This is a genomic window from Actinoallomurus sp. NBC_01490, from assembly GCF_036227085.1.
Lineage (GTDB): Bacteria > Actinomycetota > Actinomycetes > Streptosporangiales > Streptosporangiaceae > Actinoallomurus > Actinoallomurus oryzae.
The window spans coordinates 10188391-10202539 of the sequence record NZ_CP109433.1; the positions used below are offsets into that span (position 1 = coordinate 10188391).

At 71.0% G+C, this 14149-nt stretch carries 12 protein-coding genes; 8 read left to right on the plus strand and 4 right to left on the minus strand.

Annotated elements, in window-relative coordinates:
* The first annotated feature begins 56 nt into the window (after window positions 1–56).
* From OG417_RS46765 to OG417_RS46775, 3 genes are all read left to right on the plus strand, one after another.
* Entirely contained in the window at window positions 57–416 is a 360-nt protein-coding gene (locus tag OG417_RS46765; protein ID WP_329263044.1) for a BlaI/MecI/CopY family transcriptional regulator, read from the plus strand.
* A gap of 5 nt (window positions 417–421) precedes the next feature.
* Entirely contained in the window at window positions 422–1327 is a 906-nt protein-coding gene (locus OG417_RS46770; protein ID WP_329243892.1) for a M56 family metallopeptidase, read from the plus strand.
* Window positions 1328–1476: 149 nt separating this feature from the next.
* Window positions 1477–1956, plus strand: a complete 480-nt coding sequence (locus OG417_RS46775) for an RICIN domain-containing protein (RefSeq protein WP_329243895.1) — start codon at window positions 1477–1479, stop codon at window positions 1954–1956.
* A gap of 117 nt (window positions 1957–2073) precedes the next feature.
* On the opposite strand, the gene OG417_RS46780 is transcribed toward OG417_RS46775, so the two are convergent.
* Together OG417_RS46780 and OG417_RS46785 are read right to left on the minus strand one after the other, a co-directional pair.
* The gene (locus OG417_RS46780) at window positions 2074–3006 is read right to left on the minus strand and encodes a DUF5996 family protein (RefSeq protein WP_329243898.1); all 933 of its coding nucleotides are present in this window, start codon (window positions 3004–3006) and stop codon (window positions 2074–2076) included.
* Between the two features lie 24 nt (window positions 3007–3030).
* Complete coding sequence (locus OG417_RS46785) at window positions 3031–5289, minus strand: MMPL family transporter (RefSeq protein WP_329243901.1); 2259 nt, start codon at window positions 5287–5289, stop codon at window positions 3031–3033.
* Window positions 5290–5361: 72 nt separating this feature from the next.
* Here OG417_RS46785 and OG417_RS46790 point away from each other — a divergent pair, with 72 nt between their 5' ends.
* The 4 genes from OG417_RS46790 to OG417_RS46805 all read left to right on the plus strand — a co-directional run bounded on the left by OG417_RS46790 (window position 5362) and on the right by OG417_RS46805 (window position 9071).
* Entirely contained in the window at window positions 5362–5988 is a 627-nt protein-coding gene (locus OG417_RS46790) for a TetR family transcriptional regulator (protein WP_329243904.1), read from the plus strand.
* A 237-nt stretch (window positions 5989–6225) separates the two neighbouring features.
* Complete coding sequence (locus OG417_RS46795) at window positions 6226–6753, plus strand: hypothetical protein (RefSeq protein WP_329243907.1); 528 nt, start codon at window positions 6226–6228, stop codon at window positions 6751–6753.
* Window positions 6754–7046: 293 nt separating this feature from the next.
* Window positions 7047–7649, plus strand: a complete 603-nt coding sequence (locus tag OG417_RS46800; RefSeq protein WP_329243910.1) for a hypothetical protein — start codon at window positions 7047–7049, stop codon at window positions 7647–7649.
* Window positions 7650–7760: 111 nt separating this feature from the next.
* Window positions 7761–9071 (plus strand): LamG-like jellyroll fold domain-containing protein, encoded by a 1311-nt coding sequence (locus OG417_RS46805; RefSeq protein ID WP_329243913.1) that lies wholly within the window; start codon window positions 7761–7763, stop codon window positions 9069–9071.
* 136 nt (window positions 9072–9207) lie between these two features.
* On the opposite strand, the gene OG417_RS46810 is transcribed toward OG417_RS46805, so the two are convergent.
* Window positions 9208–11472: a right-handed parallel beta-helix repeat-containing protein gene (locus OG417_RS46810; protein ID WP_329243916.1), complete on the minus strand. Its 2265-nt coding sequence runs from the start codon at window positions 11470–11472 to the stop codon at window positions 9208–9210.
* 298 nt (window positions 11473–11770) lie between these two features.
* On the opposite strand from OG417_RS46810, the gene OG417_RS46815 reads away from it, so the two are divergent.
* Window positions 11771–13189 (plus strand): MFS transporter, encoded by a 1419-nt coding sequence (locus OG417_RS46815; protein WP_329243918.1) that lies wholly within the window; start codon window positions 11771–11773, stop codon window positions 13187–13189.
* A gap of 27 nt (window positions 13190–13216) precedes the next feature.
* On the opposite strand, the gene OG417_RS46820 is transcribed toward OG417_RS46815, so the two are convergent.
* A complete protein-coding gene (locus OG417_RS46820) occupies window positions 13217–14104 on the minus strand; it encodes a helix-turn-helix transcriptional regulator (protein ID WP_329243921.1) in 888 nt (295 codons plus the stop codon).
* Window positions 14105–14149 lie beyond the last annotated feature (45 nt).

Sequence of the window (14149 nt, forward strand, 5' to 3'; positions counted from 1 at the left end):
TCACCACCGACCGTAGTACTACGCCTCGTAGTACTACGATGGATAGCATGGGGGATGTGAAGGGTCTGGGAGAGCTTGAACGTACGGTCATGGAGGTCCTGTGGCACCGCGAGCACGGTGCCACCGCGCGTGAGGTGAGCCGTGCGCTCGCCGACGATCGCGACCTTGCGCACACCACGGTGATGACGGTGCTCGACCGGCTCGCCAAAAAAGGTTTCCTCGTACGGGAGCGCGAAGGGCGCGCTTGGCGCTACCGTCCGATCGCGACCAAAGAGGCGTACGTGGCCGAGCTCATGCTGGGCGCGCTCAGCATGACCGGTGACCGCGACGCCGCCTTGGCGCATTTCGCACGCTCGGTGTCCGGTGACGAGGCGGAGCTGCTCCGCCGCGTCCTCGATGAGGTGGAAGGGACATAACCGGGATGACCGGCACGGCCCTGCTCGCCCTGGTCGCGACCGGGAGCGCCCTGGGGGCGCACCTGCTGACCCGCGCCCGGTGGACCTGGCGCACCCCCCGCACGGCGATCGCGCTGTGGCAGGCCCTCGGCCTCGCCTGGGGTCTCGCCTCCATCGGCACCCTTCTCGGCTTCGGCGTCGCGCCGTACGGTGACGGCATCGTCGCCGGTGTCGGCCGTTCCCTCAGCGACCCCCGGCCGCTGTCCTCGATCCATCTGGCCGCCCTCGCGGCCGGCCTGCTGCTCGCTCTCATGCTTCTCGGCGTGCTGATGGTCGCCATCGCCGGCGTCGTCCGTGCCCGCCGGCGCCACCGGGCCCTGCTCGCCCTGGTCGCGCACGGCGACCCCGAGGTGCCCGGCACCCTCGTCGTCGACCATCCGGTCGCCGCCGCCTACTGCGTTCCCGGCGTCCGCTCCCAGGTCGTGGTCAGCGCCGGCACGCTGCAGCTGCTCGGCCCGTACGAACTGGCCGCGGTGCTCGCGCACGAGCGGGCGCACGCCCGCGAGCGGCACGACCTGGTGCTGCTGCCCTTCACGTCGCTGCGCCGGATGCTCCCGCAGTCGCGCACGGTCGCCCGAACGCTCGACGCGGTCGAGCTCCTCATCGAGATGGCGGCCGACGACCGCGCCCGGCGGCACCGCCCGGCCAAGGAGCTGGCGACGGCGCTGCTGCGCTTCGCGTCGGCCGGTGCCAACCCGGCGCCCGTGGGCACGCTCGGCATCATCGGCGCCGACGAGACCAATCCGATCCTCGTCCGCGTCCGGCGGCTGCTCACCCCGGCCCCGCTGCCCCGCCCGGTGCGCGGCGCGATGCTCGCCGGCGCCACTCTGGTCGCCACCCTTCCCTTGATCCTCTACGCCATCCCGGCCTGAGCCGCCGCACCCCGCGGCGGCTTGCGTAATCACTGATTACATCGATAATTCATCAGGAGTTGAACCCAGCACCGTACGGTCTCTCGCGGTAAAGCACGGCGTTTCGGTCACTTCGACCGCGCCGCGAAGAACCGGAAAGGTGTAGTGGGATGATTCGCAGAAGACTGGCGGCTCTGGGCGTTGCCGTCGGCGCGACGGTCGCAATGGCCGGCGCGTTCGTGAGCCCGGCGTCGGCCGACCCTCAAACGGTGGTTTTCCAGCAGGACGACGGAAGCTTTGGGCAGTGCATCGATGACAGCTTCGACAACGGGCTCCGTGCGTTCCGATGCAACAACACCGACTATCAGGCATGGGTGGTGACCAGCCTGGACAGCGGGTGGCAGACGCTCAGGAACCGTAATACCGGCCGCTGCATCGACGACAGCATCGACTATGGGCTCCGCGCCGTTGATTGCAACGGGCTGCCCTACCAGAATTGGCATGTCCATGAGCAGGTTCCCCCCGACTTCGTCGTCATGGAGAACGACGCCACCCAGCGGTGCATAGACTTCAGCGCTCAGTATGGGCTCCGCTCCTTCGCGTGCAACGCCGGACAGCCCTACCAGAGATGGTTCGAATACGGCTGGTAAAGCACCGAACGCATTTCCGCCGACCGGCGCGCCGGCCTTCGTGACGCCTCCACGGAACCTTTGAGGGCCGGCGCACCGGTTCAAGCTCGGGGCGGAGAGCCTCTCCCGGCCACACGCTCAGCGCAGGCGGGGGTCGGTGATGCCGCCGGGGGAGGCAAGGCCGGTGACATCCCAGCCCGCGTGGCCCGCGCCGGCCTGGTAGGCGCTCTCGTAGAAGGAGAGCACCGCCGCGCGCGGATCGGGTTCGGCGCGCGCGTCGTCGTAGCGGAGGACGGCCAGGTGGCCACCGCGCTGCTCGATCCACCGCGCGGACGCGGGCAGCAGCGGCTCGGCCGCCATCCCCTCGGGCTCCGGCGCGGTGTAGCAGTAGAACGCCGGCTCGGGAAAGCCCTCGTCACCGAACCAGAACCCGGAGCTCACCACCTCGCGGGAGTAGGCCTCACGCGTCACCGGATCGGCCTCGGCCGGCTGGTCCACGACTCGGTCGGAGAACCTCGTGCAGGCGATGTCGAAGGTGTGCCAGAAGTGGTGGACCGGGCTGACCTTGCCCGAGAAGCGGGCGGCGAACTCCTCCAGCAGCAGGTTCACCTGGCTGAGCACCTGCCAGTAGCGCGTGACCATGACCGGGTCGTAACTCGCGTGCTCGGTGTCCTCGGCGAACGGCCGGACGGAGTCGGGCAGATCGAACGGGTGCGGGTGAGCCAGGTCAACGTGGACGCCCACGCTGTCCAGCGCCCGCATCGTCTCCGTGTAGAAGGAGGCGACCGACCGGCCGGGCAGCGCGAAGGACACCGCCCGTCCGTCGACGGTGCTGACGCGCAGCCGGTGGCCGACGAGGTCGAAGTCGATGGTGAAGATCGGGTTGCCGTCCGCCTGGCCCATCGGACGCGTCGTCAGGCCCTGCCCGGTGAGGTGGAACGGCACGCTCCACCAGTGGTTGCGCCGGACGCCGGAAGCGAGGCGGATCTTGCCGACCACCTGGGCGTACCGATGGAGGGTCTCTTTGGTGTCGTGCCAGCCGGCCAGTGGCATGGCGGGAAAGGTCTCCATGGGGCGGTCCTTCCCCGCCACGGGTCAGCGCACCGGTTCGAGCTCGCGCTCGGCCGGCCGAGGGCTGGGCGGGGACGGGCGGCGGCCGGGGAACCACCAGTTGGCGTGGCCGAGCAGGCTCATCAGGGCCGGGACGAGCACGAGGCGCACCACGGTCGCGTCCACGGCGACGGCCGAGGCCAGGCCGATGCCCATCATCTTCACCATCGAGTCCGGCTGGCCGAGGAAGCTCAGGAAGACGAAGATCATGATGAGCGCCGCCGACGTGATGAGCCGGGCGGTCGAGCCGATGCCCTTCACGACGCTCTCGTGCGGGTCGCCGGTGCGCAGGTACTCCTCGCGCACCCGGGACAGCAGGAACACCTCGTAGTCCATCGACAGCCCGAAGATCAGCGCGAACATGAACAGCGGCACGAACGACACGATCGGCATCGGCTGGTCGAGGCCGATCAGGCGAATGCCCCAGCCCCACTGGAAGACCGCGGTGACCACGCCGTACGAGGCGCCGATCGACAGCATGTTCATCAGCGCGGCCTTGAGCGGCACCAGCACCGAGCGGAACGCGATGACCAGCAGGATCAGCGCGACGCCGACCACGACGACGACCACGTACGGCATGCGCTGCTTGACGATCGTGGCCATGTCGATGATCGCGGGCGACTCGCCGCCGACGTAAGCGCGTGCGCCCGGGTGGGCCTTCACGATCGGCGGGATCACGTTCTCGCGCAGGTTCCGTACGAGGTCGGCGGTTGCCGCGGTCTCCGGCCGCGACGCCGGCACGACGGTGATGATGACGCTGTCACCGGCGACGACCATGTTGTCCACCGCGGCGACGTCGTGGACGCCGCGGAACCGCCGTTGCAGCTCCTCGCCGAGCCGCCGCGCCTGCGGGTTGGGCGCCGGCCGGTCGTCGGGGCTGACGTTCAGCCGCCCGCCCGGCTCGCGGCGCAGCGCCGACCAGCCCTTCGCCGTCTTGGTCGACTCGTCCGCCTGAGGCGGATGCTCCGGCGAGGGCACGGACGCGACCACGGCGAACGGGCTGTACCAGCCGGGCCCGAAGTTCTCGGCGGTCACGTCGTACGCCCGCCGCGCGGTGTTGGAGTGCGGCAGGGTGCTGTCGGCCATGATGCCGAAGCGCAGGCTGAGCACCGGGGTCGCGAGGAAGAGCAGGAAGGCGGTCGCGGCGATCGCGTACGGCCAGGCGTTGCGGTCCACGTGCCGGCCCCAGCGCTCCCAGCGGTGGGTGGACTTGTCCGGCCGCACCCGCGGCAGTTTGTACCGGTCGATGCCCGTGCCGAGCGCGCCGAGCACCGCGGGCAGGAGGGTCAGCGCGCCGGTCACCATGAGGAGCACGGCGATGGCGCTGGCCAGGCCGATGATGCCGATGAAGGTGATGCCGGAGAACCACAGCCCGCAGATCGCGAACACCACCGTGCCGCCCGCGAAGACCACGGCGTGCCCCGATGTCGCCAGCGCCCGCCCGATGGAGGCCTCCACGTCCATGCCGTCGGCGAGCTGCCGCCGATGTCGCGTCACCACGAACAGCGAGTAGTCGATGCCCGCGCCGAGGCCGAGCATGGCGGCCACCATCGGCGCGGTCGGATGCACCTGGACGAGCGACGCGCCGAAGTGGATCAGTGAGTACGCCACGGCGAGGGCCGCGAGGGACACCACGATCGGCACACCGGCGGCGAGGAACGATCCGAAGGCCAGCAGCAGTACGCCGAGCGCCAGGACGACGCCGACGCCCTCCTTGGGCCCGGCCTTGGGCTGGTTGAGGATCATGGAGGCGATGCCGCCGTAGTCGACGTCGACGCCGGCCAGCCGGGCCGGTTCGGTGGCCTCCTCCAGGGCGTTCATGTCCTCGGGCCGCAGGTCGCGTGCGGTGCCCTTGAGGTGGGCGACCGCGATGACGGCGTTCGGGCCCTTGGCGCCGCCCGTGCCGCCGTAGGGGTTCTCGACGGTGGCCACGCGCGGCAGCTCGCCGACCTGCTTGATGGCCTGGCCGACCTGCACCGCGACGCGCCAGTCGTTCAGCGAGACGCCGCGCTGCGGGTGGAAGACGATCGTCGTCGTGGGGCCGGTGACGTCGGGGAAGTTCTTGCGGAGCAGGTCGATCGACGCCTGGGTCTCGGTACCGGGCAGCCGGTCCTGCTGCACGAACGTGCCACCGCCGGCCACCCCGAGGACGACGGTCGCGAGCACGACGGCGGCCCAGACCCCGAACACCCACCGCCGGTTCCGGGCACAGAACCGCCCCAGCCGATCCAGTATCCGTGCCATGGTGCAAGGACAGCACGCCACGGAAAAACGTGCAATGGCTGCAACTTCGCATCGAGTGTATATATTGGTGAAATGGATCACATGGGGCTGAGGGAGCGGAAGAAGCTCCGCACGCGCCGGGCCATCGCCTCCGCCGCCCTGCGGCTGTTCGACGAGCGCGGCTTCGAGGAGACGACGATCTCCGACATCGCCGCCGCCGCCGACGTGTCGCCCCGGACCTTCTTCAGCTACTTCCCGTCAAAGGACGACGTGGTGTTCGCCGAGATGGACGAACGCCTGGCCGACATCCGCGCGCGCCTCGCGGAGCGCCCGAGCGACGAGACCCCGCTGGCGACGTTCCGGCGCGTGGCCGACGCGCTGGTCGAGGCCATCTCGGCCGAGGACGAGGACGGCGCGATCCAGGTCGCCCTCATCCGCGACCGCCCGTCCCTGCAGGCGCAGGCGCTGAAACGCTTCGCGGACGCGGAGGAGGGGTTCGTCGAGGTGCTGCGCGGCATCGCCCCGGACCTGGACGCGGTCACCGCGGCGACGGTCATGGGGGTCGCCTTCGGCGGCCTGCGCGCCGCGATCACCTACTGCCGGGCCGAGCGCTACGACGCCGACCGCACTCGCGAGGCGACCGCCCACGCCCTGGCCATCGTCGAAAAGGTGCTGGAGTCGGTCCCCGCCCTGACCCGCCCGGCCACCGACGGCCACTGACCGCCCGGCCACCGACGCCCGCCGACCGGCCAGCCACCGACGCCCGCCGACCGCCCGGTCACCGACGCCCGCTGACCGCCCGGCCACCGATGCCCGCTGACCGCCCGGGCGCCGACATCCATCGGCAAACGTGAAACTTACTCATGAGTCAGTTGACCCGTTACCAGCGCATTGCGGATAAGTAAAGAGTCCGGGTCAACCAGCCATACCCGCCATCCCGGACGAAAGGAGCCCTCGATGACCAGGTCCCTCGCCAGGCGTGTCGCGGCCACCTCCACCGTCATGGCACTCGGCGGACTCGGCGCGCTCGCTCTCCAGGCGCCCGCCCACGCCTCCGACTTCTCGGCCGCCTACACCTGCAGCATCCCGCTGTCGGGGTCGCAGACGGTCACCATCACCGGCACGCTGACCGCATCCCCCAACCCGTCGACCGTGGGCACCTCCACCCACTTCGCGCTGCACATCTCCAACCTGAGCCTGTCCTCGCCGGTCGCGATCAACTCCTGGAGCGCGACGGCCGCCCTTGACGTGACCGGGGCGCAGACCGCCTCGTTCTCGGTGACCGGCAGCGGCGGCTCGGTGCCCGCCAACCAGCCCATCACCGGCGACCTGAGCGGCGACTGGACGCCGACGGCGGCCGGTACGGACCAGGTCCAGGGCGGCAACGTCACGGTCAAGGCGTCGGTCTCGCTGCTCGGCACCCTGACCATCCCCTGCACCCCGAACAGCCCACGCCCGGTCGCCGAAACCCTAACCGTCAACTGACCCCGGACGGCCGGCCCCGCGACGACGGGTCGCGGAGCCGGCCGGCACGCACTCGCCGATTCGCGGACCACCGCGAGCCATTTCGGCGACCCAGGGCGCGTCTCAAAGCCCCGCTGACTTTGAGACGCGCCCCAGGCGTCTCCCGTCCCTTTTCGTCGAATGCGCAGGTCGAGCAGGTGCGAACAGCGCCGAACAGGGCCGAACACACTATTCATTGCGCCTTGGAAGGTCACCTGACTACACCTGTGACCAACCGATCGCGTCCCGCGAAAGGGACCCGAAAAGGAGACGCCGTGAACGTCGATCGAAAAGTACTCCTGCCCGTGTCGACCGCCGCTCTCGCCCTCGCCGCGGCCGGATTCGCCGGAGCGGGGCTCGCCGGGGACGGCGGCGAGCACGCGGCCGTGCACGCCGGCGCCGCTCCGGCGGCGGCCACCTCCGCCGTCGCCCCGCACAAGTGCGGCAAGACGCCGTCCAAGAACCTCCACCTCTCGCGCACCACGATCCTCAAGCGGGGCAAGAGCTGGGTCACGGCCAAGGTCCCGTACTCCCAGACCGGTACGCCGTACTGCAACTCGTACGGCCGCTACCGCAGGGACTGCTCCGGGTTCGTCTCGATGGCCTGGGGCCTGCACACGTCTTACTGGACCGGCAGCCTGCTCGGTGTCTCCAAGAAGGTGAGCAACGTCAAGAAGGTCGCCAAAGGTGACGCGCTCACCCACTACCCGAAGAGCAGCGCCCGCGGCCACGTCGCCCTCGTCGTCTCGAAGGGCGAGAAGGGCGTGTACGTCTACGCCGAGCCGCGCACCGGCAGCTACGCCCAGAAGCAGTACTGGTCGTGGAAGTACATCAAGTCGAACCACTACTACGGCATTCGCTACAAGAATGTGAAGTAGCAGGTCGGGTGGGGGCCGTTCGGAAAGCGGGGGCGGCCCCCATCACCGCCGTTCGAGGTCGGACTGGTAAAAATGACGGTCGCCGGAATACGACGCGATAGATTTCGTTTCGTGCCTTTAGACAACCATGCTCCGGACCCGCGCGATGCGACGTCACCCGCGGAGTTCGTCGAACAGTTGAGACGGCTCAAGGCATGGTCGGACCGGACCTACCGCCGCCTCGAGAAAGAGGCGGCCCGCCGCGGGCACGCCCTGCCGCACAGCACGATCGCCACGGCCCTGGCCCGCCGGTCGCTCCCCCGCACCGAACTCGTCGCGGCTCTGGTGAGCGCCTGCGGCTGCGACGAGGAGACGGTGGCCCTCTGGGTGGACGCACGCCGCCGGCTGAGCGCGAGTGAGGTGTCCGCGCCGTCCCCGGCCGATCCCGCGCCCGGCGCGGAGGCGGCGATCCCGTCCGCGGACACCGGCTCGCCCGGCACGGAACCGACGCGCCCGCCCGGCGAGGAGACGACGACTCCACCCGGCACGGGAACGGCCCGCCCACCCGGCGGCGAGACGACGGCTCCATCCGGTGCGGTGGCGGCTGCCGCGCGTGGGAGCGGCCGGGTGCGGCGGCTCGGCCGGCCGGCGCGGCTCGCGGCCGTGCTGCTGGCGGGGTTGCTGGTCGCGGGGGCCTCTCCCCATCCGCCGGACGTACGCCGGCCGGTCTCCCGCCCCTCGCGTCCCGATGGCACGTCCGCGCGGTTGTCGGCGAACGGCAGCCGCCTTCTTCCCCTCCCCGCCGCGTGGTGGCGCTTCGAGGAGACGGGCGGTCCGGCCGCGTGGGACTCCTCAGGCCATGGCAGGAACGCGACGATCGGCGGCGACGCGGTCCGTGCCGCGATGCCCGGCGGCGGGCACGCGCTGGCCCTAGCGGGGAACGGCCACGCCGTGACCCATGGGCCGGTGGTCCGGACCGATGAGGCCTTCACCATCACGGCGTGGGCACGCCTCGACGGGAGCGGCGACTGGGGCACGGTGGTCAGCGACCACGGCGCCGGCCGCGACGCCGACGTCGTACTGCTCGACTACGACGCCGATCATCGCGAATGGGCGTTCCTCATGCCCGACCGTCGCAAGGGCTGGGCGATGGGCGACGAGACGGTCTTCAGCGGTCGGCGGCCCGTACCCGGCCGATGGACCCACCTGGCCGCGGTCCACGATCCCGCCGGCCGGCGCGTCTGCCTCTACGTCGACGGCCGGCTGGAGGCCTGCCGTACGCGGGCCTCGCTCACGCGGGCGGCCGGTCCGCTCGACATCGGGCGCGCGCTGGCGGACGGCGAGCCGGTCGACGGCTGGCACGGCGCCATCGACGACGTACGCGTCTTCGCCGGCGCCCTCACCGGCGCGCAGATCCACGAGGTCGCGTCGGACCGCGCATGACCGCGGCCCCGCCCTCCGCGTCGCCGGCGAAGACGGACGAACGCCGCGCCGGCATCCGCGCCCGCGTCACGGACCGGCCGAGAACGCCCGGAACCCATGCCCTGCCGGGCGACGGGCGAGGGTTCCGGGCGGTCGCTCAGGCCGACCGGGCGTAGAAGAGGACCTTCTCGTAGTTCCATCCGTCGGCGACGTCGGCGTTCTTCTCCGCGTCGCCGACCGCGACCGTGTGCAGGCCGCTCTTCTGCAGCCGGTACACCGGGACCAGCCCGGTACCCGTGGCGCCGGCCACGTAGAACTTCACACCCTCGTCGGTGTAGCCGTAGTCGGCGACCGCCGAGTCGCGTTCGGACGTCGTGGTCGTGTAGAGCCGGTCGTGCGTCGTGGCGTTCTGCAACCGGTACACCGGGACCATGCCGTCCGCCTGCGTGCCGGAGGCGTAGAAGGCGGTGCCGTCGGAGACGTAGCCGTACTTCTGCACCGCGTTCGTGGCCTCGGTGCCGCTCGCGGTCAGCAGGGTGTCTCCGTTCTGCGGGTGGTGCAGCCGGGTGACGGGCGTGTCCAGGACCGGCGTGGGCGTGCCGGGAGTCGAACGGCCGGGCCAGGCGAGCGCGCCGAGTGCCACCGGGGTCCCGGACGACACGCCGATCGCGGTGGCGACGTCGGCGGGCAGGGCCGCGCCCGCGGTCTCCGCCGGGCTGCCGGGCACCACCCGGTAGTCGCCGCCGGCGGCGTCGGTGAAGTACGACGCCGAGCCCTCCTGGTAGAGGCCGTGCGCGTCGCGGCCGGTGGCCTGGAACGCCGGCAGGCTCGTATAGGACGTCCCGGCGGTCGCCGACTGCCAGTTGACCAGCGTCCCCGGGGCCGTGGCGCTCGCGCGGTAGTAACCGTTGTGATCCATCTGCGCGGCCGGGATCATCTGGGCGGCACCGACGCCGGTGGTCTTGTTGGCGACGGTGTCGAACAGCGCCGCGCTCTCGCCCGTCGCGCCGGCGAAGATGTTGTTGACCAGTGTCACGTCGGCGGTGTCGTACGTGACGCCGAGCGCCTGGTCCTCCGCCGTCGGGCAGCGGTTCAGGTCGTTGTCGCACGGCTCGGTCGGCCGCGGGTCCTCGGCCACCTCGATCGCCTGGGCGTTGCCGGCGAAGGTGTTGTTGTACGTCCGGACGTGCGCGGAGCCGCTGATCTTCAGTCCGTAGCCGCCGTTGCCGGTGCTGAGGTTGGAGGCGATCAGGCCGTGGGCCGACACCTCGTAGTACAGGCCGTGCTTGCTGTTGCCGCGTGCGACGTTCCGCAGCACCTGGACGTTGTTGCAGGCCAGGTCGCACCAGAAGCCGGTACCGGTGTTGCCGTCGAAGACGTTGTCGCGGACCACCGAGTCGCGCAGCCGGGTGGCCTTCATCCCCGCCCCGGTGATCGCGCTGGAGCCCATCCCGAGCCGCTCGGTGTTGTTGCCGTACACCTGGTTGTCCTCGACGGTCAGGTCGGTGGCCTTGTGCGTGAGGATGGCGTCGTAGCCGTTGCGCAGCAGCAGGTTGCCGCTGACCCGCATGCCCGACTGCAGGCTGAGGCTCAGCCCGCCCGCCGCGTTCAGCGCGATCGTGTCCTTCTCGAACACGGCGCCCTGGGCCTGCGAGATCAGCGCGGCGGCGCCGGTCGTCTCGTCCGGCGCGGAGGCGTAGTGGATGAAGCCGAGCCCGCGTACGACCGTCCCGGCCGCGCCGGCGGAGAGCTGGAGGGCGAGCTTCTTGTCCGCGACCTCCACGGTGTGGCCGGTGGGCGCGGTGCCGATGTACAGCTTGGAGCCCACGCTGTCGTAGTAGAACTTGCCCGCGCCGACCGCCGACTTGGCGGTGACCTCGGTCAGCGGCGTGCCGTCCACGAAGACCATCTCCGGGTCGGCGCCGATCGGGTTCGCCGAGGACAGGCCGTCGGGGTTCACGCAGTTGTGCAGGTCGGCGGCGGGCGGTGTGCCCGACTCGGGCTGGCAGATCGGCGGATCCCAGCCGTCCAGCCGCCAGGTCGCGCCGTCGGCGGTGAACCGGCTCGAAGCGACCACCGAGGCGCCGTTGAACCAGACCTGCTCGCCCGGGTACGGCTGCAGGGTCAGCTTCTTGCCGATGCTGCCCAGCGATTCACGGTAGGTGCCCTGACGGATGACGATCGTGCCGCCGGCCGACGCCGCGGTGACCGCCTTGTGCACCGTCTTCAGCGGATGGGTCTGGTCGCCGGCCGCCGAATCGTCGCCGGACGGGCTCACGAAGAGCGCGCCGGACGGAATCGGATAGTCGGTCGGAACGATCGCCAACGGCGGATCGGCCGCCCCCGCCGTACCGCCGAGCACGCCCAGGTCCGCGACCGCCAGGGCCAGGGCGAACACCAGCCTGCCTGCTTTCGGGCGCATCCGCGCCTCCCTCTCCCGGGCCGGCTCGACCCGAAAACTCATCATGATCACCGAGCCGGGACGTTAACAGGGTGAATCTTGTTCATTACGCCGAATAACCGAAGAACGGCCGGACGGTAACCGGCCGTAAAAAGGGGATGTACGAAAAGGCGCCGCAATTACGGCCGTTTTTCCGGTGCCGGCCGTTGCCCGGCGCCGCCCGGCCGTTCGGTCGTCGCCGTCATCCCTCGGGTGGCACTGCGGCTGCCAGGTATCGCGCGGCCTTCCCCGGCCCGGCCGCCGTGCTCAGGATCGACGCATGAACAGTGTCACCGGTCCTTCCGGAACCGTCTCGAACGTCGGCGCCGGACGGTTCCGTGCGGATGCGGAGCGCCTCGGCTTCGGACGGCGGTTCGTCAGTGCGGTCTCGTTCGGCTCGGTGCTGAACCCGGTCAACTCCTCGATCATCGCGATCGCTCTGGTGGCGATCGGCCACGGTTTCTCCGTGGGGCCGGACGCGACCGCGTGGCTGGTCTCCGTGCTCTACCTGGCCACCGCGATCGGCCAGCCGACGATGGGCCGGCTGGCGGACCGCCTCGGCCCCCGGCGCGTGTACCTGGCCGGGTCGGTGCTCGTGGCCGCCGGCGGCGTGATCGGCTGGGCCGCCGTGAGCCTGGGCATGCTGGTGGTCGCACGCGTGATCATCGGACTGGGCACCTCGGCGGCGTATCCCGCGGCGATGGCCCTGGTACGCCGCCAGTCCGTCCGGCTGGGCCGGCCGGCGCCCGGACGGGTGCTGGGGGTGCTGGCGATCATGGGTCAGGTCAGCATGGCGGTGGGCCCGGTGCTCGGCGGTGGGCTGATGGCGTTGGGCGGGTGGCGGCTGACGTTCCTGGTGAACGTTCCGCTGGGGCTGGTCAGCGCGGTGCTGGCCCTGTCGTGGCTGCCCACGGACGATCCGGTGGACCGCCGCGAGCCGCTGCGCGTGGTCCTCGACGCGCCCGGCCTGGCGCTGTTCGCCGGCGCGTTGACCGCCCTGATGGTCTTCATGATGGGTCTCGCCCACCCGCGCTGGTGGCTGCTGGTCCTGACGGTCGTGCTGTTCACCGCGCTGGCGGTGTGGGAACTGCGGGCGCGTGCCCCGTTCATCGACGTGCGGATGCTCGCTCGCAACCACGCCCTGACGGCGACCTACCTGCGCTACGGCGTGACGATGCTGATCACCTACTGCTTCGTCTACGGGTGGGCGATCTGGCTGGAGCAGAGCGCGGGCCACTCCGCGACCGTCGCCGGTGCGCTGATGATGCCGTCGTTCGCGACCGCCACCCTCGTCTCCCTGTTCGCCGCCCGCCGCCAGGCCGTGTGGGGGCTTCTGGTGGCCGGCGCCGCCGTGCTGACCACGGGCAGCCTGCTGTTGCTGGTCGTGGGCGCCGCCGCGCCGCTGTGGGCGCTGGCCGGGATCGGTGTCGTGTTCGGGGTGCAGAACGGGCTCAACATCACCGCCGGCCAGGCCGCGATGTACGCCCAGGCCCCGGCCGACCAGACCGGTGTCGCCGCCGGGCTGATGCGCAGCTTCATGTACGTCGGCGCGATCGCCTCGGCCAGTCTCATCAACCTCACCTTCGGTGGCGAGGCCACCGATCGGGGCCTGCACACCCTGGCCACCGTGCTCGTCATCGGCTCGGCGGCGCTGCTGGCCGCCACACTGCTCGACCGCACCCTGCGCACCGGGACGTGAGGACACCCCACGGCGTACAGTGCGCCGTCAGGTGCCGGGGTTCTCGGCCGCCGGGGCGGGTTCGGCGGCGGGCGGCGCGCCGCCGGCCGAGCGGGCCAGTTCGAGCAGGGCGCGGTGGTCGGCGGTTCCCGGCGCGGCCTGGTAGACGGTCATCCGCAGGCCGCTGTCGCCGAGATAGAGCGTCTCCGACTCCAGGGCGATGTCGCCGACCGCGGGGTGCCGGAACAGGCGGCGGTCACTGCCACGGGTGGCGATGTCGTGGAGCGCCCACAGGTCGGCGAATTCCCTGCTGTGCTCGCGGAGCTCCTCGATGAGGGCGGTCAGTTCGACAGCGCCGGGGTCCTCGCCGAGGAGCCGGTGTATCCGGGCGACGGTCACTCGCGCGAGCCATTCCCAGTCCGGGAACAACTCCCGGGTGACCGGGTCACGGAACAGATATCTGACCGTGTTGCGTTTCTCGGCCGGCCATTCGCCCAGGCCGACGTGCAGAGCCAGCCCTTCGGGATTGGCGGCGAGAACATCGCTGTACCGCGACAGGACATAGGCGGGGCACGGGCGAATGTTCTCCAGCAGCATCAGGATTCCCGGCCTGAGGGTGTGGTCCGGCCGGATCGGCGGTGGGTCCGCCCGCGCCGCGTGGCGCGCCAGCGCGTACAGATGCTCGTGCTCTTCCTCGTTCAGCAGCAGGGCCCTGGCGATGGCGTCGAGGACACCGTTGCCCGGGTTGGTCTCCCGGCCCTGCTCGAGCCGGTTGAGGTAGTCGACGCTGACGCCGGTCAGTGTGGCCAGTTCCTCACGGCGCAGGCCGGGGGTGCGCCGGCGGCCCGCGCCCGGCGGCAGCCCGACCTGTTCCGGGCGGATCCGCGCCCGCCGTGCCCGCAGGAACGCGCCGAGGCGGTTGTCGTTCTCTGCCACCGCACAAGTGTGGCAAATCCACCAGGGTGGCAGCGACGCTGCCAG